Source organism: Desulforamulus ruminis DSM 2154, assembly GCF_000215085.1.
In the GTDB taxonomy this organism is placed as follows: Bacteria; Bacillota; Desulfotomaculia; order Desulfotomaculales; family Desulfotomaculaceae; genus Desulfotomaculum; species Desulfotomaculum ruminis.
In genome coordinates, this window is sequence record NC_015589.1 from 3,230,762 (window position 1) to 3,251,989 (window position 21,228).

A 21,228-nucleotide genomic window follows, 5' to 3' on the forward strand; every position below is an offset into this window, starting at 1 on the left:
AAAATCTTGCGCATCGGTTATTATGATTTAAGTTTCACATTTATTAGGCTGGCCGACTTTTTTCGCATCTCGGCACATATCTTCAAGGGTAATGGAATCCAGTACCTCCGTAATGCTGTCCCTAACTCTGGCCCAGATATCCCTAGATATACAGGTGTCCACTTTATGGCATAAAGGAGGTTCCTGTTCGCTGACACAATCCAACGGCGCGATCGGTCCTTCCAGGGCACGGATGACATCTCCTACTTTGATTTCCGCAGGGGATTTGGCTAATATGTACCCGCCCTGAGCTCCCCGGATACTTTTTACCAAACCAACCTTGCGCAGTACCGCAATCAACTGTTCCAGGTAAGGCTCAGAAAGGCCTTGACGCTCGGCCACCACCTTCAAGGGGATTGGGTCGGACCCGTAATGCTGCGCCAGATCGAACATGGCTTTCAGTCCATAATGTCCCTTTGTGGATAGCCGCAAATAACCACCTCCTCGTCAATCCCTAGTAAACCACTCGGTTTTATGGGGATATATTAGCATGATCGAAAGGGAATGTCAATAAATAATCCCGACCAAAATACTCAAGTATAATTATGATGGAATCTACTATAACAAAAATACCACTCTTCAAGTGGTATTATACAAGCCAACTCTTAAATTTTTATGACATGATTGTAAATAATTTCTGCGGGAATTTTCTTTCCCTTATAAATGTTTCTCGATCATTTTCTTTAATTCATCATTTTTGCGAAAGCCGACGGTTCTTTCCACTTCCCGGCCATCCTTAAAGACCAGCAGGGTGGGAATGCTCATAATCCCCAGACTGTTGGGCGTTTCCCGGTGGTCGTCTACATTGATTTTACATACCAGAACCTGGCCCTGCAACTCAGCCGCTAACTTCTCAACTTCAGGAGCAATCATTTTACAGGGCCCGCACCAGTCTGCCCAGAAATCCACCAGTACAGGAGATTTCGCGTCCTGTACCGTCTTTTTAAAATTGTCATCCGTTAAGGACAGTACGTTGTTGGCCATGTAAAACATCTCCTTTGCTGAAATTAAATCCTTTCACTGCCTTTTTGCCCAATCAAGGGCTTCCATATCTAAAGGGTGCCCAATTCTGCATCAAATACACCTTTTCTACCGATCTCTTAATAAATCCCGCACTAACGCCCCTGCCGCCACCAGACCCGCAGCCGCAGGAACAAAGGAAATGCTTCCCGGGGGGAGCCGGCCGGGCTTTCCCTCTGCCGCTCCGGCAGGATGGTGCGGAGCAATGGGCTGTTCCAAAGAAAAAACCACTTTCACGCCCTTATAAATGCCGCGCTTTTTTAATTCCCGCCGCATGACTCTGGCCAGCGGATCCACGGAGGTTTCTGAAATATCGCCGACCCGGAAGGCGGCGGGGTCCAGTTTATTCCCGGCCCCCATACTGGAAATAATAGGTATGCCCCTGGAAAAACAGCGGTGAACGATATCCAGCTTACCTGTAACATTATCAATGGCGTCCACCACATAGGAATAATGCCCTGCCAGCAGTTCTTCCCCCCGGTCCGGGGAATAAAATTCCCTTAGCGGGGTCACTTTGGCCTGAGGATTGATCAAGCGGACCCGTTGAGCCATTAAATCCACCTTGTACTGGCCCACCGTATCCTCCATGGCGTGCAGTTGACGGTTGATATTGGTTACATCCACCCTGTCGAAATCCACTAAAATCAGTTCACCAATCCCTGCCCGGGCCAAACTTTCCACCACGTAGGACCCAACCCCTCCTACGCCGAAAATCAGTACCCTGGCGGCCGCCAGCCTGGCCACGCCCTGTTCCCCAATCAGCATTTCTGTCCGGGTAAACCTGTGATCCACAGATATCCTCCTTCGCCAAGTTCGTGCCTTGTAACAAAAACAGTGCGCCAAAGAAAAGAATAGAACGCGATTTTGGCGGATTAAACGGATTACACGGATTTTTTCTTCTCTTATATATAACCCTGGGGGAAACATTTCAATTAATTGAAAATTAGTTTTCTCAATCTTGTTTATTTTATTTTCAATTTGAAAACTATTTGGTTTATTTTATTTGAGTTTTGAAATCCGCGTGAATCCATGTAATCCGTTAAATCCGCGTTCTATTGGTTTTTTCTCCTTTGTTTTGGCGCATCCTCTTTTTTATTCTGTTTTAGTCTTTAGACCACTCATCCCCTGTTTCTTCCCCGCTGCCGTAAGACGGCAGCAAGATCTTAAATGTACTGCCCTGTCCTGGGCTGCTGTCAAGGATTATTTTAGCATGATGCTGTTCAGCAATCCAGTGGGCAATGGACAGGCCCAAACCGGTTCCTCCCACCGGCCGGGCTTTATCCGAGCGGAAAAAGCGGTCAAAAATATAGCGTTGTTCTTCCGTTTCCACACCCATGCCGGTATCGGTGACGCTGATTTCCACATATTCCGGACCGCATTGCGCCGTAAGCCCCACCTGCCCCGGAGGAGTTGTAAATTTAAAGGCATTTTCCAATAAAATTAAAAGCAATTGTTTAAAATAGTCCGCATCCGCCATCACCAAGGCCTGGCTGCAATCCTCTTTCATTTCAACCGTAAAGTCAAGGGCTCCGGCCAGCATTCTGGCCTGCCGGCCTACCTGCTGAAGCAGCGGTTCAACCAATACCGGCTGCAGTTCCAGGGTAAAGCCGGCATCGGCCCGGGCCAGCACCAGCATATCCTGCACCAGCCTGCTCATCCGTTCCGCTTCGGAGGCAATATCCGCCAGGGCCTCCCCCCTCATTGGCGACGGTTCATCTCCCATTCTGCGCAAGAGCTCTACGTTGCCCCGGATGGTGGTCAAAGGAGTCCGCAGCTCATGAGACACATCACCCACAAATCTTCTTTGCGCCGCATGAGATTCGGACAGTTCTTGGTAAGAAGATTCCAGGCTGTCCAGCATGCTATTCAACGTTGCCACAAGGTGTCCCAGCTCATCATTGGGACCGTTGTGGGCAATCCGCTGATTAAAACTTAATTCCTGCCGAATTTTGGCGGCGGTCCGGGTGATTTCCTCCACCGGCCGCAGAGCAACCCTGGCCAGCCCCCAACCGATGCTGCCCGCCACCAGAATCATCAGACCGCCTACCAGCCACAGCAGCCACCGGAGCCGTACCAGAGCCGCCTCAATGCCGGAAAAGGGCTGTCCCACCTGCAGCAGCCCCACCACCACCCTATCCTGGGTCACCAGAGGATAATTATAGATGCGCACCCGTTGTTTTCCTACTTGCACCCACTCGTAAAAGCTGTTGCCATTTAGTCCGTGCCGGATGGTATCTTCGGACATGGGTAAGCCCTGCTGAGCCAGGCTGCTGGATTTGGCCATCAGACGGCCGTTGGTATCCACCACCTGCAGGTAGGTGTTGGGATAACCAAATACATCCACATCCGGCAGCACAATCTTTTGCTCGCTTAACAGGGTAGGTCCGATAATTTTAATAGAGCGCACAACACTCACGGCACGGCCTGAAAGCTCCCGGTCAATTTCCTGTACCATGCTGAAGTATAAAAAAGTGTAAATTACCAGGGAAAAGACCACCAGGGTACAACTGCTTACCGCGCTGTACCATAGGGTCAGCTTCAAACGAATGGACATTATTTTTGCTCCTTCAGAACATATCCGGCGCCCCGCACCGTGTGAATCAGCCTGGACGCCCCGCCTGTCTCTAATTTCTGCCGGAGCATGTTAACATATACCTCTAAAACATTGGAACCACCGGTGTAGTCGATGCCCCATACCCGGTCGATAATTCGGTCTTTGAGCAACACCTGATTGGGATTGCTCATAAAAAGCTGCAGCAAATCAAATTCTTTGGCCGTCAGGGCAAGGAATTGCCCCGCTCTCCGTACCTCCCTGGTTTCCAGGTCTATTTTTAAATCTGCAAACTGGAGAACCTGATCGGATATGGCCCTGCGGCGCAGAAGGGCCTGAATACGGGCCAGCAATTCCTCCAGAGCAAAGGGTTTAACCAGATAATCATCGGCCCCTAGATTGAGTCCCTTCACCCGGCTTTCCACTTCGTCTTTGGCACTGAGAATTAAAATAGGAATCACATTATCCTTGCGAAAACGCTGGCAAAATTCCCAACCGTCCAGGCCCGGCATCATTATATCCAGAATCAATAATTCCGGAGGATTATTTCTTGCCATTTGCAATCCGGTATATCCGTCGTTGGCCACGTCCACCCGGTAGCCTTCAAAAACCAAGGCCCTCTGCAGCATGGCTGTAATTTTTGGATCATCGTCAATCACCAGAATTCTGGCGCCCATCCCCGCACCTCCCGCTGGCCAAGGCCGGGCTAACCGGCCCGGCTGTTGGCACTCTTATCTCCAATTATGATCTCAATTTGTTTATTTTGTCCAGCCCGTAAAACGGTTACCGCAATTTTTTCACCGGGCTTGGTTTCAGCCAGCGCATCCAGCAAATCCTGGGGATCTTCCAGGTTCTTGCCGTTAAACTGGGTAAAGATGTCTCCCACCAGGATACCGGCCTCCTGGGCCGGACCGCCGGAAACCACAGCGGCTACCAGAGCTCCCTTTTGATTCTGTACCGGCTGTATGCTGACGCCTAAGTAAGGATGGGAAACGGAACCTTTGGTAATTAACTGATTATACACCGAAACCAATGTTGAAGAGGGGATAGCAAACCCAATTCCCTGGCCGCTGGTATTCACCGCGGTATTCACGCCCACCACTTCTCCGTTCAGGTTAATCAATGGTCCCCCGGAATTGCCGGGATTAATGGAGGCGTCGGTCTGTAACAAATTGCGAAAACTCCGGTCTTCAATATTTACCGGTCGTCCCTTGGCGCTGATCACTCCCACCGTTACCGTGTGGTCCAGTCCGTAAGGATTGCCGATGGCAATGACCCAGTCCCCCACTTCAATCTTATCCGAGTCTCCCAGTTTGAGGACCGGAAGCTTGTCCTGGGCTTCGATCTTCAGTACGGCCAAATCCAGATCATGGTCCCCTCCCACCACTTTGGCCGTATAGGATTTGTTGGAGGCCAGGGTCACCTTAATCTGGCTGGCCCCTTCAATGACATGGTTATTGGTAAGAATATACCCTTCCTCAGAAACGATAAAACCAGAGCCCATTCCGGTCTGCACACGGGTTTTCGGCAAATTCTGAATCCCGAAAAATTCCCTGTAGAAGGGATCGGACAAGTAAGGATTGACCGAAGTCTCATAAACCGTTTCAATTTTAACCACCGCCGGGGCGGTTTGTTTAACCACCGAAGAAATATCGGCGGGACGGATAACCCCGGTTTCCGCCGCAGCGGGCTTACTCCCAATGGACAAGAGGTTTTGCTGATTGTTGGACCAGTGGATGCCAACACCCACCAGCAAAACCAGCAGCAGTGTCTTCGTCAGCAAAAGGGCCACGGGTTTTTTCCATTTCCATTGATTCCAGAAATCCATCTATTTTATTCCTCCTTTTAAAATTCTATAAATTCATCATAAAAGGATTTGATTAAAACAAAATTAAAAAGAAAAACATCTCTATATAAAAGAGATGTTTTGATAAATCCTATAAAAGGTAACCCCACCGTGCCGTGCATCAACCCAAAGTTTTTTGAACCTGTTCTCTCAAACAGGTGGGTGCCCTCCCGTAATTTCCTGTTTCCTTATACAGGTAAGGTCTACATTCCCTTACGAAGAATCGGGCTCCCTTTCAAAAAATGTTGGCTCAAAACCCCAGGTAGCACACGCACAAAGCAGGGCAGTGAGTTTTTAAATTAACTGTCTTTTGTACTATTTATGTTAACATAGCCGGGCTACCTTGGCAAGATTCGAAAGGGTACTCCCGGCACCCTTATTTTTCCTTATTATTCGAGCTTTTATACTATGATTTACCATGATTTTCTTTAACCACGGCCGTACTCCGGATATGAAGCTCCGTCAGTTGAGCGGGCTCTACCACATCCGGGGCCTGGGTCATCAAACAAGTGGCACTGGCGGTTTTCGGGAAGGCAATGACATCCCGAATGCTCTCTTTACCGGCCAACAGCATCACCAGCCGGTCAAAACCAAAGGCAATGCCGCCGTGGGGAGGCGCGCCGTATTCAAAGGCTTCCAGCATAAAGCCAAATTTCTCTTTGGCTTCCTCCAGACTCATTCCCAGGGCCTTAAACATCAATTCCTGAACCTCCCGGCGGTGGATACGAATGCTTCCGCCGCCCACCTCCACACCGTTTAAGACCATATCATAGGCCCGGGCCCGCACTTTTCCGGGGTCGGTCTCCAGCAGCGGGATATCTTCTTCCACCGGGGAAGTGAAGGGATGGTGCATGGCAAAGTAACGCCCTTCTTCCGCGTCGTACTCCAGCAGGGGGAAATCCGTAACCCAAAGGAAGTTCCACATCCCCTCGGGAATCAGGTTCAAACGCTGAGCCAGGTGCAAACGCAGGGCGCCCAGAGCGGCAGCCACCACCGGGGGCTTGTCAGCCACAAAAAGCAGCAGGTCCCCGGGCTTGGCCTCCAGCTTCTCCTGAATGGCCGCCAGCTCCTCCGGAGTAAAGAATTTGGCAATGGCGGATTTTACCGAACCGTCTTCCGTGATAATCATGTAGGCCAGGCCCTTGGCCTTATAAACAGCCGCATAGGCTGTGAGGTCGTCAATTTCTTTGCGGGAGAAGCTGCCGCAACCCTTGGCGTTGATCCCTTTTACCTGACCGCCGCCGGCAGCGGTGCTGTTAAACACTTTAAAACCACACTGGGCGGCCATGGCGGTAAGGTCTTTTAATTCCAGGCCAAAGCGGGTATCCGGCTTGTCGGACCCGTAGCGATCCATGGCTTCCTGATAGGAAAGCCGGGGAAAGGGCGTATTCAGTTGCAGCCCTACGGTATCCTGACAGACTTTGGCAATCATCTGCTCCATAAGCCCCATAATGTCTTCATCTTCAATAAAGGACATCTCAATATCAATCTGGGTAAATTCAGGCTGACGGTCTGCCCGCAGGTCTTCGTCCCGGAAGCAGCGAACAATTTGATAGTACCGCTCCATCCCGGCCAGCATCAGGATTTGCTTAAAGAGCTGGGGGGACTGGGGCAAGGCGTAAAATTTACCCGGATTCACCCGGCTGGGTACCAGATAATCCCTGGCCCCCTCGGGGGTCCGTTTGGTCAGCATAGGCGTCTCGATTTCCAAAAAGCCGTGGTTATCCAGAAAGTCCCGGACGCTTTTACCGGTGCGGTTGCGCAGCATTAAGGAACGCTGCATTTCCGGACGTCGCAGGTCCAGATAACGGTAGCGCAGGCGGAGATTTTCATCCACCTCAATGTTGTCTTCAATATAAAAAGGAGGGGTTTTAGCCCGGTTGAACACCCGCAGAGTATGTGCATAGACTTCAATTTCCCCGGTGGCCATATTGGGGTTCACCGTGCCCTCCGGCCGGGCGCTCACTTTACCCACCACAGCCAGGACGTATTCATTCCTTACTGCTTCCGCCTTCTCAAAAGCCTCCCGGTTCACTTCGGGGTTGAACACCACCTGTACCAACCCGGACCGGTCCCGCAGGTCCACAAAGATTAACCCGCCATGGTCCCGGCGCCGCTGCACCCAACCCATTAAAACCACTTCTTTGCCCCCATGGGCCATTCCCAGCTCACCGCAATAATTGGTCCGCTGCAGCCCGTGCATGGATTCAGACATTCTTTACTACCTCCATCACTAAATTAAAAAGATAAGCTCTTTATATAATCCGTAATTCCCGCCAGCGGCACTTCTTTTTGATCCCCGGCCTGCATATCCCGGACCACCGCCACACCCCTGGCCTGTTCTTCTTCACCCAGAATCACAACCAACCGGGCTGCCAGCTTGCCGGCATATTTCATTTGAGCCTTCAGGCTCCGGTTTAAATAGTCTTTTTCTGCAGGAATTCCCTGCCGGCGCAACTCCTGAACCAGCGAAAAGGCCGTGTTGTCCGCTTCCGCGCCGACAGTGGCCACAAAGACCCCGGCCCCCGGACTGATAGGAAAGGCAACGCCCTGCCGTTCCGCAGTGAGTAAAATCCGTTCCAGACCCAGGGCAAAGCCAATCCCCGGTGTGGGCGGCCCGCCGCAGGCCTCAATGAGTCCGTTGTAACGCCCGCCGCCGCCGATAGAACTCTGGGCTCCGATATCCCGGGTCATAATCTCAAAAGCTGTTTGCGTATAGTAATCCAGTCCCCGGACCAGACGGTTATCCACCTGGTAGGCAATCCCCGCCGTATCCAGAAAGCCTTTGACTTGCTGGAAATGGGTTGCACACTCCGGGCAAAGGGTATCCAGGGTGGTAGGCGCTCCCTGGCTCAACTCCTGACACTTCTGATTTTTACAGTCCAGAATGCGCAGGGGATTCCGTTCAAAACGTCCTTGACAGTTGGGACATAATTCCTGCAGCCCGGGCCGGAAAAAATCCTGAAGTTTTTGCCGCAGTAGCGGTCTGCATTGGGGGCATCCCACACTGTTTATATGCAGCTCCAGATTGTTCAATCCGATTCTGCGGTAAATGTCCATGGCCATGGCAATGACCTCCGCATCAACCGCCGGGCTGTTGGAGCCAAATACCTCTACGTCAAATTGGTGAAACTGGCGAAAGCGCCCGGCCTGGGGACGGTCGTAGCGAAACATGGGGCCAATTAAAAACAGCTTAACCGGTTGGGGCAGGGAGTAAAGCTTATTTTCCAGATAAGCCCGCACAATGGCCGCGGTTCCTTCCGGCCGCAGGGTAATGCTGCGGTCCCCTCGGTCGGTAAAGGTATACATTTCCTTCTCCACAATATCCGTGGTTTCTCCCACACCCCGGTGAAACAACTCGGTGTGTTCAAAAATAGGGGTGCGGATTTCCCCGTAACCATACTCCCGGCATACCTGCCGGGTTAGTTCCTCCAGGTACTGCCATTTCTCCACTTCACCGGGTAAAATATCGCTGGTGCCTCTGGGTCTGGTGGTTAGCACAGACATAAACCTCCTTAATAAAAAAACAACCCCGTCCCCGGCATGCAAAAACAAATGCCAGGGACGGGAGATTTTCCCGTGGTGCCACCCTGATTGAACAAATAAACTGTTCCTCTCAGCCGGCGATAACGGCGCCGAAACCGTACCCGCCTACGGGATCATGGATCCTTTCGGAGGTAACTCCCGGGTGTTCTTCGACCAGAGTCCTTGCAGCGGAGCTTTCAGTCCGGGGCTCCATCCTCCCTGGGCAAGGGGGCTAAGGTCTACTCTCCCGATCATTGAAATAACGGTATTGAACCTCTGCATTATTTTATGCAATTCAGCTAAGTTTGTCAATGTTGGCAATTTAACCTCTAAATTAAGGCAAACGGATTGTCCTAATGGGCAATGTAATTGATTTGTAATCCCCGTCTACAGCTTATAAACTTGTTCCCACAATACCTGCCATGATATACTGGATGCGAGGTGATATCATGATTACCAAAGAACTGGTTGACCGCATCAACGCGTTGGCCCGCAAGCAAAGAACCGAAGGACTGTCCAAAGAAGAAAAAGCCGAGCAGGATCAACTGCGCCAACAATACTTAAAGGGCATTCGCGGGCAGGTCATCGACGCCCTGTCCAATATTAAGTTCGTCGAAGACGGCCCCGCAAGCTGCGGCTGCGGTGAACATCAAAACCACGGCAACAATAGTTGCGGCTGTGGGCACCCCCCTCACGCTGCTCATAAGCACCAGCATGGCCAGAACGGAAGCTGCGGCTGTGGCGGGCATCACCATGGTCCAAAGGACGTTAAACATTAATTTGGACAAGCGGAGGGCTTCATGTTTAAAACCATTTTATTTGACCTTGACGGCACACTGCTGCCCATGGATTTAAATCATTTTTTAACTAACTATTTTGGAGGGATATCCCGTTATTTTGCAGGGCTTTATGATCCCAAAACCCTACAACAATGCATTTGGGCCTCCACCGAAGCCATGATCCGGGACAACCGGCCGGATAAAACCAACCAGGATGTTTTTATGGAAGATTTTTTTGCCCGGCTGGAAGGTTCCCCGGATCAGCTCATGCCGTTGTTCGACCGGTTCTATGATCAGGAGTTTGGCAGCCTGGCCTGCTGCACCGAACCCACCCCATTGTCCAGGCAAATTTGTCTGGAACTGCATGAAAAGGGCTACCAACTGGTGCTGGCCACCAATCCCATTTTCCCGGACACAGCCATCCTGCACCGCATGCGCTGGGCCGGCATCCATGATATTCCCTGGGCCCTGGTAACCACTTACGAAAACTGCCATTACTGCAAGCCCAATCCGAATTATTTTAAGGAAATCCTGGAAACCATCGGGGCCAAGCCGGAAGAAACGCTGATGGTGGGGAATGATACCAAAGAAGACCTGATCGCCGGTAAACTGGGAATTAAAACCTATCTGGTTACGGACAACCTCATTGATCATGGACAAGAGGAACGGGATGCGGATTTTGAAGGCCGGCTGGAAGACTTTATGGCCTATGCCCGCAGCCTTCCCCGGGCTAAACAAAAAGACTAATCCCCACTAAGTGGGGATTTATTATAATCCGGATCTCTGATTACGGCAGCCAAAAACGGGAGTCAGACTGTTCACAGCCTGCCCCCGTTTTCCCTTTATATTAGTCCTTTGCTTTGTAAAAATTCTTTTGCCACTTCTGCTTCGGACCGGCCCTCCACAGCGGTTTGATAATTTAACTGCTGCATTTCTTCATCGCTAATTTGTCCGGCCAGTTGATTTAAAACCTCTTCCAACTCCGGGTGCTTCTCCAAGGTATTCATATTAACGGTTGGCGCACAGTAGTAGGGAGGAAAGAAATTTTTATCGTCTTCCAATAAGACCAGATTATATTTGATCAATTCACCATCGGTGGCAAAGGCATTGGTCACCGAAATATTTTTATTGGCAATGGCCTGATAGCGCAAAGCAATTTCCATGGCCTGTTCCTTGGCAAAACTAATATTATAGGCTTCCTTAAGACCCTTCAACCCATCTTCCCGATTAATAAATTCCTGGTCCGTTCCAAAAATCAGCGGCTGAGAAAGCAGCGCCAAATCGGAAACTTTCTTTAAGTTATTCTCTTTGGCCGTTTCCTGACGAACCGCAATGGCATAAGTATTATTAAAACCCAAGGGTTCCAGCCATTTAATATGATGCTGCTGGTTATATTCCTTTTGCACGATTTCATAAACTTTGTCCGGATCGGTTTCAACAGGCAGGTTCAAAACAGCCATTAACCCCGTGCCGGTATAGTCGGCATATACATCCAGATCCCCTTTTTTCAGGGCCTGGAAGCACACCAGGGTCCCTCCCAGATTCAACTTTCGTTCCACCTGCAGGTCTGTCTTGGCTTCAATTAATTGAGCCATAAGCTCTCCAAGAACGATGTTTTCATTAAAATTTTTGGAACCGACCACAATTTTATCCTTTCCCCCGGCTGTATCTGATCCGTTACCACAACCGGTGAAGGCCAGCGTTAGGATGAGTAATGATGCCAGTAAAATATAAAACTTTTTTCCTCTCATTCGTACCTCCCTCATTTAAGTGGATCCCCGTGCCCTCAGGCCCTTGGGAACCGTTATTTTCTCTAAAGTGCTTAATAGTAAGTCCGATAGTACGGCCAGCAACGCAGCCGGTATGGCGGCAGACAAAATCATGGCATTATCGGCCAGTTGAATCCCTCTCCAAATGGGGCTGCCCAAACCTCCGGCGCCAATTAGAGTGCCTATGGTGGCAATGCCGATGGCGGTTACCATGGCCACACGAAACCCGGATAACATAACGGGAAGAGCAATGGGCAATTGAACCTGCCATAATAATTGCAGCCTGGTCATTCCCATCCCTCGGCCCGCTTCAATCAAATTGGCTTCTACACCCTTTAAGCCCAAATAAGTATTTCTTACAATGGGCAGCAAAGAATAGACCACTAAGGCGGCTACTAAACTGCCATTGCCCAGTCCAAAGTAATAAAGGGCGATGGCCAGCAGCGCCAGGCTGGGGATGGTTTGCAGCATATCAATCAGGCCCAGTACCGGTTCCGCCAGAGAACGGACTTGCAATAGCAGGATGCCCATGGGGATCCCGATGAGTGCGGCAATAAATACCCCCGAGGCCGAAAGCCACAAATGTTCCATGGCAAGGGATGTTATTTCAACCATATTCCACCTCCTTCATGATGATTTATTTGGCCTTTAAGCCCTGGGGCGTCACCGCTTTTTCAACCTGTGTGATGACAAAACCAAATATTAGGGCCAGGATTGAGGCCGGAATGGTGCCGGCCAGAATTAAATGGATGTTTACCATGCTGATGCCCCCGAGGATTAAATCGCCAAGGCCGCCGGCGCCAATTAAAGCCGCCACCGTAGCCCAACTGACGATGTAGATGGTGGAGATCTTAACCCCACCCATAATCAACGGGAGGGCCAGAGGTAACTTTACCATGGTCAGAAGCTCCCATTGATTCATGCCCATCCCCCTCCCCGCCTCAACCAAGGCCGGATTCACCTCTCTAATCCCGGTGTAGGTGTTGCGAAGAATGGGAAAAATGGAATATAAGAACAAGATGCTCATGGCGGGGAGCAGGCCGATGCCCAGAATGGGAAAGGCAAAGCCGAAGAAAGCCAGACTGGGTATGGTTTGTATGGTTCCAATGATACCTAAAACATACCGGGCGGCTTTTTCCCGGCCCGCCAGCCAGATACCCAGGGGAATGGCTAACATTGCCCCTAAAGCAACCGAGCCGGCCGTAATATAAATGTGCTGCCAGGTTAACGTTAGTATCTCTACATGACGGCTCATCACGGTTTGTATTAAATCATTCATGCGCTCTCTTCCTCACCCCAAACAACATTGGCCAGCGCGTTCACCATACTGGTGCGGGTAACAATCCCCACCACTTTACGCTGGGCGTCTTCTACCGGGATATAGTCCAATTTTTGATTCACCAGCAGATCAAAGGCGTCCCGGGACGGCGAGCCGGCCGCCACAGTGGGAACCTTGCTATAGGCCAGATCGGCCACCTGGTTGGCTTCTTTATGATCCCGCAGTGTTTCCACCGAAACGGTACCCAACAGCCGCTGCTGATTGTCCACCACCAGCAGGGTGTTTACTCTTTTACGTTTCATCAAGGCCACCGCTTCGGCAATCCCCTTTTCCGGGCCGATCAGTACCGGATTGGCATTCATGATACTCTCCACCGCCTGCAGCTCTTGGCCGTTTGTTCTGTGCTTACCGATGAAATCAATCACAAAATCATTGGCCGGCTTGCGCAACAGCCTATCCGGAGTATCCAACTGGACAATTTTACCGTCTTTCATGAGCACAATCCGATCCGCCAATTTTAGGGCTTCATCCATGTCGTGCGTGACAAAAACAATGGTTTTATGCAGCTTGCTTTGCAGATTCTTTAATTCATCCTGGAGACTTTCCCGGGTAATCGGGTCCAGGGCGCCAAAGGGTTCATCCATTAGAATGATGGACGGTTCGGCGGCCAGTGCTCTTAGCACGCCGATACGCTGCTGCTGCCCGCCGCTTAATTCATTGGGATAACGATGGGCATACAAATCCGGGTCCATATCCACCAGTTCCAGTAACTCTCTAACCCGCTTCAGGCGGCGTTCTTTATCCCAGCCCAAAAGGCGGGGAACCACGTCCACGTTTTCTTGGATGCTCATATTCGGGAATAATCCGATTTGTTGAATGACATAGCCAATTTCCCGCCGCAGCATAACCGGATTCATTTCCATGATATTTCTACCCTTTACAAACAAACTGCCGGATGTCGGTTCCACCAGACGGTTGATCATCTTTAAAGTGGTGGTCTTGCCACAGCCACTGGGACCGATTAGAACCAGAAACTCCCCTTCCTGGATATGTAGATCCAACTGATCTACCACCACAAGGTTTCCAAAAGACTTTGTCAATTTCTCAAACTTAATCATATTTCACCTCCATTCAACTTAAATCAAAAAACCCTTGGAAGAATTATCCAAGGGGAAGGGGCATAAAAATGTATAACAAACAGCCAAAAGGTTTGGCTGTTATTGTCAACTTTTCTACGCCTACGAAGTTAGCTGACGGGTTCGGATTGAAAAGTATAACCCTAACAGTGTGAACACACTGTATTAACCCCAATTCATTTTTGGTTCCCCCGCTCTCTCATCAATGAGAGACTAAGCGAAAACAATATAATATTTTTATATTCTTAATTTTATCATAACAGGTTAAATTATTATAATCTTATAAACATCGTTGATATGGCATTTCACAAGATATTCAGTGATATAGCACAATTAATACTACAAATGCTAAAACATATTTCCTCATACTGTGGATAAGGATAGATTTAAAAGAATGAATTCTCAGGCTTTTTGGGCCACCAGACCATAAAAAGAATCGCTGAGATGGATATCTTGGATGGATTGCAGACCCAGCTCCCCTAAAATATGGATCAGATCCTCTTGGGCTAAACGGTGTTTCACCGGCGGTCCCATGGGCATATCCCGCTTCTGCCACTCAATAATCGCTATCCTGCCCCCACTTTTTAAGATACGGATGACCTGAAGCAAATACGCTTTCAGTTCCGGAACTTCATGGAGTACAAAAGCCAAAAAAACAAAGGTTGTGGAATCGCTGGCCAGGGAAAATTGATTTTCCTCCACTTTCAATAACTCCAGGTTCCCAATTCCCTCCACTGCCGACCGATTCTTGACTTCCATTAACATCTCTTCTGAAATATCCAAGGCAAAGACCTTTCCTTCTTCGCCCACCATCTTGGCCGCCGGAATGGTGAAATAGCCGATGCCGCATCCAATATCTGCAACCACATCTCCGGGCTGCAGACCAAATTTTTGCAGTGTTTCCACAGGCGGCAACATTTTTCTTCTCTCCGGATTATCTAACTTGTGCTTTTGTTTAGCATCAAATACGTGCGGCATTGAACCCCTCCCTAAATATCCCTGGACGATCCGTTTTTAAATTGACGGACGGTCTCGCCTATTCAAAATATTATAACAAAGTGTGGTTTTCAGAACAAATCCTCCCAGATTTAGAACAACTCTCCTGAATGGCAAAGAATCCGGAACACAGGAAAAACACCGTGGGCGAAAAACTCACGGTGCTTTCCGGGAGGAACCAGGGCATCCCTCTTTATTAAAAAGCTTATTTAGGAGCGCTATACCCGTAAAACCCTCCACCAAGGAACAATAAAATTAAAATTAAAAACAGAATAAAGGCTGGAAAAGAACCATAACCTCCACAACCTGAACCGCATCCGGTATTGCAGCCCGTGTTACATCCAGTATCGCAACCGGTATTGCAACCTGCACCACCATATCCTTGACCCATTCAGATAACCTCCTTAATTTTTAATGGAAGCTGCTTCCTCTTACATAATATGGAATTAGAGGTAATATGTGATGCTCTATTTCATCCACTAAAAATATTTCTGTATCGTTTAGAAGGAAATCATTCTTTTTTCTTGTAATGGTTTGCAGGTTTGATCGTATTCACATATAGAGGAACCTGGCCAGGAATAAATCCTCTAAAGGAGTAAAAAATGGAGAAAGCTTTTTCAATGTTTTTTAAAAAAGATCTTTTTCTTCGGCCTGAATCCCAAATTGAACCGGAACAATTTACCCATATTTTTGACAGTTACTACCAACGCCTCTATAACTATATCCGTTATCGCATTGGCAATTCTCATGAGTCCGAAGAAGTTACCAGCCAGGTCTTCGAAAAAATTTACCGTAAAATCAGCACTTTTCAACCGGAAAGAGGCTCTCTGGAAGTCTGGCTTTTCGCCATCGCCCATCATGCCGTAAACGACTATCACCGGCAAAAGAAACACCGGGCATGGTTTTCCTTAGAGAGCATCCGGGATTTAATCTCCCGGCAGCCCGGTCCCGAGGAGACCGCACTGAAAAATGAGGATCACCACCGGCTTCTTGCGGCCCTTGATTCGCTGGGCAGCAGGGAACGCAACATCATTGCCATGAAATTTGCCGGTGGACTGAAAAATCGTGAAATAGCGGAACTAACGGGTCTTTCCGAAAGCAATGTAGGCGTGATCCTTTACCGGTCACTGCAGCAATTGCGAAACCTGCTGGAAGGAAAGGAGTAAGATAATGAAAGACAATCATCTGGCGCAACGCTTCAGTATGGATGTAGACCATATCCTGGAGAGCAACCTTCCATGCAATACGGGGGATACTCCCCTGGAATACAGGGAACTTTTACAGTTGGCTTCGGTACTGAAAGAAACGGATTTCAGCTCGCAAAGCCAAGCCCGGGAAAAGCTTCGTTTGAACCTGGCAAGCCTTTCCTCCGGTAAAAATACAGGTAAATTTATGAAGGGAGCCATGATGAAGACACTTTTTAAAATACAACGTCCCGCTCTAGTTCTGGCCGCAGCGGCGGTTATCGCCCTCTTTAGCATTACCCTGATTTTCCCAGGCAAACTGATGGCCATGGCCACCACGGCAGGCGTCAACATTATTAAAACATTGGGGCTGAGCGATCACATCACAGTTATACAGGTAGAAAATCCTTCGCCCGTCAGCAGCACGCCAAGCCAGAAGAGTTCCCCGGAGGGAGAAGAGTCATCTAAAGAAGGAAGCTTTAAGGCAATAATTAGAAAAGCAACTGAGCCTGTAGGCGACGACGTGCTTCATTACTCTCAACTGAAGGAAGCCCAACAAGCCACTGCCTTCAAGGTACTTTGTCCCGGTTACTTACCTTCCGGGTATACCTTTAAAGAAGCCCAGGGTTATCCCGGTTCCAATGAATACATCAACCTGTTTTTCAGCGGCCCCGGCCAGGATATTATTCTAATGCAGAGGCTCATGAACGAAAATACGGCCTTTGAACTAGCTACGGATACGCCCGTTGAGTCGTTGAAAATCAACGGGGTAAAAGGAGCCTGGTTGGAACCGCACACTTTGATTTGGGAGAAAGACGGCGTAGGGTACTCCTTGTACTGCAAAGGCTTCAGTAAAGCAGAAGCTATGAAAGTAGCGGAGTCTATTAAGTAAGATATTGATCAACCGCTTCATTCCCTAAGGCTGGCCAAATTAAAAAAGCCGGCTTTTTTAATTTGACCGCCCTTTATATTTTAATCTAAATCATCACTTCTTAAATTCAGTTTCTCTCTTTGGTCTTGGTTCATTGCTAAAGTTAATTTAAAACTTCTTAATTTTTTGCCATAAATCTTTTAAAAAACCAACAAAGTCTATAGCAAAATAACTTATTATATCTATAATTATTTTCAGTATGAAAATATAGATAATGAAGAAAATTATATATTTAATGTAATCCATAATCCAACCTCCAAAGCTTAACTCCACCGATATTCATTGACTTATAAATTATTGCTTTCCTTTATTTAAACAAATGAACCATAAACCAACAATCATACAAAATATACTCAGTGCCCATGATATACCTATAAATCCAACGGTCACTGAATTGTTAATCGAAGATGCTATATCAAGACCATAATTTTGTCTAAGGAATTTACGAATAATAATAGAAATATTGTTGAAAAAACAATGTGAAAAATAAACCATGCCAGATTTATTCCATGTTTTTTCCACAAAATAAAAACAAAAAATAGACTAAAAAATATTACTGCAGCAGAACAAATCAATAACATAGGTATCGTCTCTTCTTCCATAAACAGGCCCATTCTTTATGATTCCTTTCATTTGGAAATAAAAAACAGTAATTTCTTATAAGTGGCTATTTGCACAATATCTATTCTATATTTCAAGAAATCTATCAGTTCTTGGACACTTTTTTCGCCGGGTGCAATTTTATGTATATTTTTTATCAAGTTATTCATATATTGTTTCCTTTCTAAAAGAGGAAAATCTTCTCGGTGGTAAAGCTCATCATGTGCTTAGCGTACACAACAAGATGCGTTAACAAATAGGAAAGTTCCTTTATTATCATGCTTATTTTAAATCATCAGCCAAGATACGAGTAATAAATACAATTGAAAGGTTTTTTACTCGTTCATTCTAGGGAGTATTCAGTTCCAAACAATGTTAACAAAACAATATCATTAACTGTAACAGGCACATTAAAAATTAATACCTTCGTAAAGCCCTCTTCCCCTCCGGAAAAGCTTTTCTCAAATTGATCACTGCTTAATATTGTGCCGTCTGCAAGTATTACGGAGCAATCCTCAGCATCTTCGGTAAAAGCTTTAAATATCTCATCTAAGTTTTCATTCAGATATTTACTATCCTGATTGCATTTTAGACTGATAGTGCAGGCCAAAGGCGTGACATTTATGTTATTGAGGCTAAAGTCGTGGCCACCAATGGTAATTTCCTTGTTGACAAATACGCTTTTACTAATGTCCGAAACGGGATCAAAAGCAATATCAAACTGCCAACTACCGTCATATATGGATACAAAGTCCGTGACTTTATCATTATTGGCGGTAAAATAACCGAAATGACTTAATTTTATTGTATATTGCCCTTTCTTAAAAGTATCCGTGCCGATCAGCGTATACAATATTTCAAATTGATTGGGGGCAAGTCTTTCATCTTCATCGCTGTAATAATATCTGGTAGATGCCCTTTCAAAATTCTTAAACAAGCTTCCACCTATATCATTATTGAACCTGTAGTTTTTAAGCGGCTCTATTCCGGTATCATGAAGTACACTATCCAGTTTATTGGCTGTAACTTTCAACATAAATTCCGCAGTATTCCCGCTTATGGTCATACTCAAAATATCAATGGTGAGTACATCCGTATTCACAACGGTGGTTGATGCCATATCATTAATTTGTTCCGTATTTATATAGCTATAATGGTTTTCTGCATTGCTATTTGCTTTATCAGCAAAAAACTGTTTATAAAACCCCTCTCCCGATAGGGCATATGCAGCAGCGCCAGTTCCTGCAAGCAATAAAATAATTAAGATTCCTATAGCTAATGATTTAATGTAAAAGACGGGAAATTTTTTATTTTTCAAAGTACTTGAATGAGTATCCATGATAAAGATATCGTTGCCTTCAGATCTTTCGGGAGGAACTATCAGTTCCAATTTTTCTTTTGCTCTGACGATATCATCCAAATTATTCATTTATATAGTCATACCTTTCGCTTCGCTCAAGGCACAAAACGTAATGAAATACGTTGGTTTTGAACGATTTTTTTATTATTCTAAACTCCTAGGGATAACAGTTAACTACAAATCACGAGGAGGTGAGTGGGTTGCTCCATTCTGGAGTGACCGCATTTATATATGTGTGGATTGCCTTTCCAAGCACAAATAAGTGTGTCTTCGAGCACGCAGACTTATCTTTGTTTAAACATTACTCGTTTATTGCCAGGCAATCAGTCAATGCTGTTTATCCCTGCAATTCTTTGAAAGGAGTTTCCCCTATGGCTTTAAAGATCGTTTACCAAGTCTGTTGTGGTATTGATGTCCACAAAACCTTCGTAGTTGCTTGTATTGCTACTACCAACAAAGGGGTTACCACCTACAAAAGCCATCGCTTTTCTACTTACACAAAAGGTCTGCAAGAGCTGTCACAGTGGCTTTGTAAAAACGACTGCAAGGATGTTTGCATGGAATCCACAGGAAAGTACTGGATTCCCGTGTTTAATGTTCTTGAAGACTCCTGCAACATCGTCCTAGCTCATCCTAAATACGTCAAAGCTATCCGCGGTAAGAAGACTGACAAAAAAGACGCTAAATGGATTGCTGACCTATTCAAGCATGATCTTGTAGCCGGAAGCTTTATGCCTCCTCTTGCAATCAGGCAGCTTCGTGACCTTATGCGTTACCGCTTTAAACTGACTAACTTTATGTCAAGCGAGAAAAACCGTCTGCAAAATTCTTTAACCGTATCCAATATTCAGCTTGGAAATGTTGTTTCTGATACCTTTGGCAAAAGTTCTATGAACATCATTAACAAGCTTTTGGAGAATCCTTTGGACAATAATTTCGACATAGAACCACTCGTTCACGCTTCTATGAAGGAGAAACTTCCTGAATTAGAACTGGCCATTGACGGTTTTATCACGCCTGAACAAGCTGAAAAACTTAAGGTAATTAAGCGGCACTACAAAGATCTTGAGTCACGAAAAGCTGACCTGGAAAAAATTATCCTTTCTCTTTCGGAGCCCTACACCGGTCAAATTGACCTGATCTTAACTGTTCCGTCCTTTAAGAACATTTTTTCAGCCATCGCAGTGATCTCAGAAATAGGTGTTAATATGGACGTGTTCCCGACAGCTAAGCATCTTTGCTCTTGGGCAGGGCTTACACCTACGAATAACGAAAGTGCTGGAAAGAAAAAATCAGTAAGGATTTCAAGAGCTGGCTGTTATATTAAGCCGCTTCTGGTACAATGTGCAACCGCTGTAGTTAAAAGCGAGAAGCATCCTGAAATCCGCAACCGCTATTTGAGACTTAAGCAACGTCGTGGTCATAAAAAGGCGATTATTGCTATTGCGAGAATGCTTCTTACCGCTATTTACAACATCCTGAAAAAGAAAGAATCGTATAATGCTGAGTTATATAGAAAGGCAGATGTTCTTCCAGTAAGCCGCGAAATCACCGTAGAACAAGCGATTATTTTGGCTAGAACACAAGGTTACCGGATTCGCGCTGCTTCTTGATTTTTGCAAAATCCAGATCTTTTTTAGTCATCAACCGATGGCTTGCTTTGCTGTGTTCACTTTACTTTGCTGATACTTTTAACTGATTATTTCAGACTTGTAGCCTCCGTTATTTTTACATCCACTGAAAACGACCTCCTGTGCTTATTTGTTTTCTAAAGTTGTATACCTTCTCCGATTGTCTAAAAAGGGTATATGCTTGTCTGAAAGGTCCTTTTGTATGTCTGAATTATTTAATTCTGCTACTTCCTGGTTATTATGCAATAGTATTAATACGAAGTTTTTCGACCTTTTACATAAAAGGCCTTTTTAATTATAGCTATTTTATTATCTTTATTCTATAATATTTTTGTTTTGTTTTTGAATTAATTAATATTTTGTATTAAATGTTTTATACTGATCTAAAGATTAAAAAGCACCTGGCAGGTGCTTTTTAAAGGGAAAAGAGGACGTTCCTTTTGTCACAAGTGATAAAAGGGTAAGAGACAGATTTAATAATAAATCCTAGTCGCTAGATTCGAGGATCAAAATATCTTTTTGGCAAAAGGTCTTCAACAAAGCAAAGAATACAGGGCAATATACCTTTACCTTAAGATTTAG

At 46.6% G+C, this 21,228-nt stretch carries 21 protein-coding genes, 1 other RNA gene and 1 riboswitch; of the genes, 5 read left to right on the forward strand and 17 right to left on the reverse strand.

Annotation, left to right across the window (positions count from 1 at the left end; translation table 11 throughout):
* Positions 1 to 27: 27 nt before the first annotated feature.
* From DESRU_RS16015 to DESRU_RS21550, 10 genes are all read right to left on the reverse strand, one after another.
* Positions 28 to 471: an RrF2 family transcriptional regulator gene (locus tag DESRU_RS16015; protein ID WP_013843132.1), complete on the reverse strand. Its 444-nt coding sequence runs from the start codon at positions 469 to 471 to the stop codon at positions 28 to 30.
* A 225-nt stretch (positions 472 to 696) separates the two neighbouring features.
* A complete protein-coding gene (gene trxA / locus DESRU_RS16020) occupies positions 697 to 1,023 on the reverse strand; it encodes a thioredoxin (protein ID WP_013843133.1) in 327 nt (108 codons plus the stop codon).
* 105 nt (positions 1,024 to 1,128) lie between these two features.
* Positions 1,129 to 1,851, reverse strand: coding sequence for a tRNA threonylcarbamoyladenosine dehydratase (locus DESRU_RS16025; protein WP_013843134.1), 723 nt, complete (start codon positions 1,849 to 1,851; stop codon positions 1,129 to 1,131).
* A 310-nt stretch (positions 1,852 to 2,161) separates the two neighbouring features.
* Complete coding sequence (locus DESRU_RS16030; RefSeq protein ID WP_013843135.1) at positions 2,162 to 3,613, reverse strand: sensor histidine kinase; 1,452 nt, start codon at positions 3,611 to 3,613, stop codon at positions 2,162 to 2,164.
* Positions 3,613 to 4,287, reverse strand: coding sequence for a response regulator transcription factor (locus tag DESRU_RS16035; RefSeq protein ID WP_013843136.1), 675 nt, complete (start codon positions 4,285 to 4,287; stop codon positions 3,613 to 3,615). The genes DESRU_RS16030 and DESRU_RS16035 overlap by 1 nt, the downstream gene beginning before the upstream one ends.
* 29 nt (positions 4,288 to 4,316) lie before the next feature.
* Complete coding sequence (locus tag DESRU_RS16040) at positions 4,317 to 5,438, reverse strand: S1C family serine protease (RefSeq protein WP_013843137.1); 1,122 nt, start codon at positions 5,436 to 5,438, stop codon at positions 4,317 to 4,319.
* Between the two features lie 117 nt (positions 5,439 to 5,555).
* A non-coding RNA gene (ssrS, locus tag DESRU_RS20385) (6S RNA) lies at positions 5,556 to 5,744 on the reverse strand.
* A 118-nt stretch (positions 5,745 to 5,862) separates the two neighbouring features.
* Positions 5,863 to 7,671 carry an aspartate--tRNA ligase gene (aspS, locus tag DESRU_RS16045; RefSeq protein WP_013843138.1) on the reverse strand — a complete coding sequence of 603 codons (1,809 nt, stop codon included), beginning with the start codon at positions 7,669 to 7,671 and terminating at the stop codon, positions 5,863 to 5,865.
* A gap of 23 nt (positions 7,672 to 7,694) precedes the next feature.
* Positions 7,695 to 8,957 (reverse strand): histidine--tRNA ligase, encoded by a 1,263-nt coding sequence (hisS, locus tag DESRU_RS16050; RefSeq protein WP_013843139.1) that lies wholly within the window; start codon positions 8,955 to 8,957, stop codon positions 7,695 to 7,697.
* A 115-nt stretch (positions 8,958 to 9,072) separates the two neighbouring features.
* Positions 9,073 to 9,195, reverse strand: a complete 123-nt coding sequence (locus DESRU_RS21550; protein ID WP_273485293.1) for a hypothetical protein — start codon at positions 9,193 to 9,195, stop codon at positions 9,073 to 9,075.
* Between the two features lie 235 nt (positions 9,196 to 9,430).
* Here DESRU_RS21550 and DESRU_RS16055 point away from each other — a divergent pair, with 235 nt between their 5' ends.
* Positions 9,431 to 9,760, forward strand: a complete 330-nt coding sequence (locus DESRU_RS16055) for a DUF896 domain-containing protein (RefSeq protein WP_013843140.1) — start codon at positions 9,431 to 9,433, stop codon at positions 9,758 to 9,760.
* 21 nt (positions 9,761 to 9,781) lie between these two features.
* Positions 9,782 to 10,507, forward strand: a complete 726-nt coding sequence (locus tag DESRU_RS16060; protein WP_013843141.1) for an HAD family hydrolase — start codon at positions 9,782 to 9,784, stop codon at positions 10,505 to 10,507.
* Positions 10,508 to 10,602: 95 nt separating this feature from the next.
* Here DESRU_RS16060 and DESRU_RS16065 read toward each other — a convergent pair whose 3' ends face one another.
* The 6 genes from DESRU_RS16065 to DESRU_RS20620 all read right to left on the reverse strand — a co-directional run bounded on the left by DESRU_RS16065 (position 10,603) and on the right by DESRU_RS20620 (position 15,331).
* On the reverse strand, positions 10,603 to 11,511 hold the full coding sequence (locus tag DESRU_RS16065; protein ID WP_013843142.1) for a glycine betaine ABC transporter substrate-binding protein: 909 nt from the start codon (positions 11,509 to 11,511) through the stop codon (positions 10,603 to 10,605).
* A gap of 15 nt (positions 11,512 to 11,526) precedes the next feature.
* Positions 11,527 to 12,144, reverse strand: coding sequence for an ABC transporter permease (locus DESRU_RS16070; RefSeq protein WP_013843143.1), 618 nt, complete (start codon positions 12,142 to 12,144; stop codon positions 11,527 to 11,529).
* Between the two features lie 22 nt (positions 12,145 to 12,166).
* Entirely contained in the window at positions 12,167 to 12,808 is a 642-nt protein-coding gene (locus DESRU_RS16075; protein ID WP_013843144.1) for an ABC transporter permease, read from the reverse strand.
* Positions 12,805 to 13,926: an ABC transporter ATP-binding protein gene (locus DESRU_RS16080; RefSeq protein ID WP_013843145.1), complete on the reverse strand. Its 1,122-nt coding sequence runs from the start codon at positions 13,924 to 13,926 to the stop codon at positions 12,805 to 12,807. Before DESRU_RS16080 ends, DESRU_RS16075 begins: the two co-directional genes overlap by 4 nt.
* A gap of 102 nt (positions 13,927 to 14,028) precedes the next feature.
* Positions 14,029 to 14,174: riboswitch (cyclic di-AMP (ydaO/yuaA leader) on the reverse strand.
* A 172-nt stretch (positions 14,175 to 14,346) separates the two neighbouring features.
* The gene (locus DESRU_RS16085) at positions 14,347 to 14,922 is read right to left on the reverse strand and encodes a class I SAM-dependent methyltransferase (protein WP_013843146.1); all 576 of its coding nucleotides are present in this window, start codon (positions 14,920 to 14,922) and stop codon (positions 14,347 to 14,349) included.
* Between the two features lie 223 nt (positions 14,923 to 15,145).
* Positions 15,146 to 15,331: a sporulation protein YjcZ gene (locus DESRU_RS20620; RefSeq protein WP_143758801.1), complete on the reverse strand. Its 186-nt coding sequence runs from the start codon at positions 15,329 to 15,331 to the stop codon at positions 15,146 to 15,148.
* A gap of 229 nt (positions 15,332 to 15,560) precedes the next feature.
* On the opposite strand from DESRU_RS20620, the gene DESRU_RS16090 reads away from it, so the two are divergent.
* Together DESRU_RS16090 and DESRU_RS19995 are read left to right on the forward strand one after the other, a co-directional pair.
* Entirely contained in the window at positions 15,561 to 16,106 is a 546-nt protein-coding gene (locus DESRU_RS16090) for a sigma-70 family RNA polymerase sigma factor (RefSeq protein ID WP_143758802.1), read from the forward strand.
* Positions 16,107 to 16,110: 4 nt separating this feature from the next.
* On the forward strand, positions 16,111 to 17,016 hold the full coding sequence (locus DESRU_RS19995; protein WP_013843148.1) for a DUF4367 domain-containing protein: 906 nt from the start codon (positions 16,111 to 16,113) through the stop codon (positions 17,014 to 17,016).
* Between the two features lie 982 nt (positions 17,017 to 17,998).
* Here the strand turns inward: DESRU_RS19995 and DESRU_RS16105 are convergent.
* Positions 17,999 to 19,084 carry a hypothetical protein gene (locus tag DESRU_RS16105; protein ID WP_013843152.1) on the reverse strand — a complete coding sequence of 362 codons (1,086 nt, stop codon included), beginning with the start codon at positions 19,082 to 19,084 and terminating at the stop codon, positions 17,999 to 18,001.
* 302 nt (positions 19,085 to 19,386) lie between these two features.
* Between DESRU_RS16105 and DESRU_RS16110 the strand changes: the two genes are divergently transcribed.
* Positions 19,387 to 20,628, forward strand: a complete 1,242-nt coding sequence (locus DESRU_RS16110; RefSeq protein ID WP_013841643.1) for an IS110 family RNA-guided transposase — start codon at positions 19,387 to 19,389, stop codon at positions 20,626 to 20,628.
* Positions 20,629 to 21,228: the final 600 nt, after the last annotated feature.

Bases quoted from the DNA above. Each gene is read 5' to 3' on its own strand.
- trxA (WP_013843133.1), bottom strand. From the start codon at position 1,023: ATGGCCAACAACGTACTGTCCTTAACGGATGACAATTTTAAAAAGACG.
- DESRU_RS16030 (WP_013843135.1), bottom strand. From the start codon at position 3,613: ATGTCCATTCGTTTGAAGCTGACCCTATGGTACAGCGCGGTAAGCAGT.
- DESRU_RS16035 (WP_013843136.1), bottom strand. From the start codon at position 4,287: ATGGGCGCCAGAATTCTGGTGATTGACGATGATCCAAAAATTACAGCC.
- DESRU_RS16040 (WP_013843137.1), bottom strand. From the start codon at position 5,438: ATGGATTTCTGGAATCAATGGAAATGGAAAAAACCCGTGGCCCTTTTG.
- aspS (WP_013843138.1), bottom strand. From the start codon at position 7,671: ATGTCTGAATCCATGCACGGGCTGCAGCGGACCAATTATTGCGGTGAG.
- DESRU_RS21550 (WP_273485293.1), bottom strand. From the start codon at position 9,195: ATGGAGCCCCGGACTGAAAGCTCCGCTGCAAGGACTCTGGTCGAAGAA.
- DESRU_RS16055 (WP_013843140.1), top strand. From the start codon at position 9,431: ATGATTACCAAAGAACTGGTTGACCGCATCAACGCGTTGGCCCGCAAG.
- DESRU_RS16060 (WP_013843141.1), top strand. From the start codon at position 9,782: ATGTTTAAAACCATTTTATTTGACCTTGACGGCACACTGCTGCCCATG.
- DESRU_RS16065 (WP_013843142.1), bottom strand. From the start codon at position 11,511: ATGAGAGGAAAAAAGTTTTATATTTTACTGGCATCATTACTCATCCTA.
- DESRU_RS16070 (WP_013843143.1), bottom strand. From the start codon at position 12,144: ATGGTTGAAATAACATCCCTTGCCATGGAACATTTGTGGCTTTCGGCC.
- DESRU_RS16075 (WP_013843144.1), bottom strand. From the start codon at position 12,808: ATGAATGATTTAATACAAACCGTGATGAGCCGTCATGTAGAGATACTA.
- DESRU_RS16080 (WP_013843145.1), bottom strand. From the start codon at position 13,926: ATGATTAAGTTTGAGAAATTGACAAAGTCTTTTGGAAACCTTGTGGTG.
- DESRU_RS16085 (WP_013843146.1), bottom strand. From the start codon at position 14,922: ATGCCGCACGTATTTGATGCTAAACAAAAGCACAAGTTAGATAATCCG.
- DESRU_RS20620 (WP_143758801.1), bottom strand. From the start codon at position 15,331: ATGGGTCAAGGATATGGTGGTGCAGGTTGCAATACCGGTTGCGATACT.
- DESRU_RS16090 (WP_143758802.1), top strand. From the start codon at position 15,561: ATGTTTTTTAAAAAAGATCTTTTTCTTCGGCCTGAATCCCAAATTGAA.
- DESRU_RS19995 (WP_013843148.1), top strand. From the start codon at position 16,111: ATGAAAGACAATCATCTGGCGCAACGCTTCAGTATGGATGTAGACCAT.
- DESRU_RS16105 (WP_013843152.1), bottom strand. From the start codon at position 19,084: ATGAATAATTTGGATGATATCGTCAGAGCAAAAGAAAAATTGGAACTG.
- DESRU_RS16110 (WP_013841643.1), top strand. From the start codon at position 19,387: ATGGCTTTAAAGATCGTTTACCAAGTCTGTTGTGGTATTGATGTCCAC.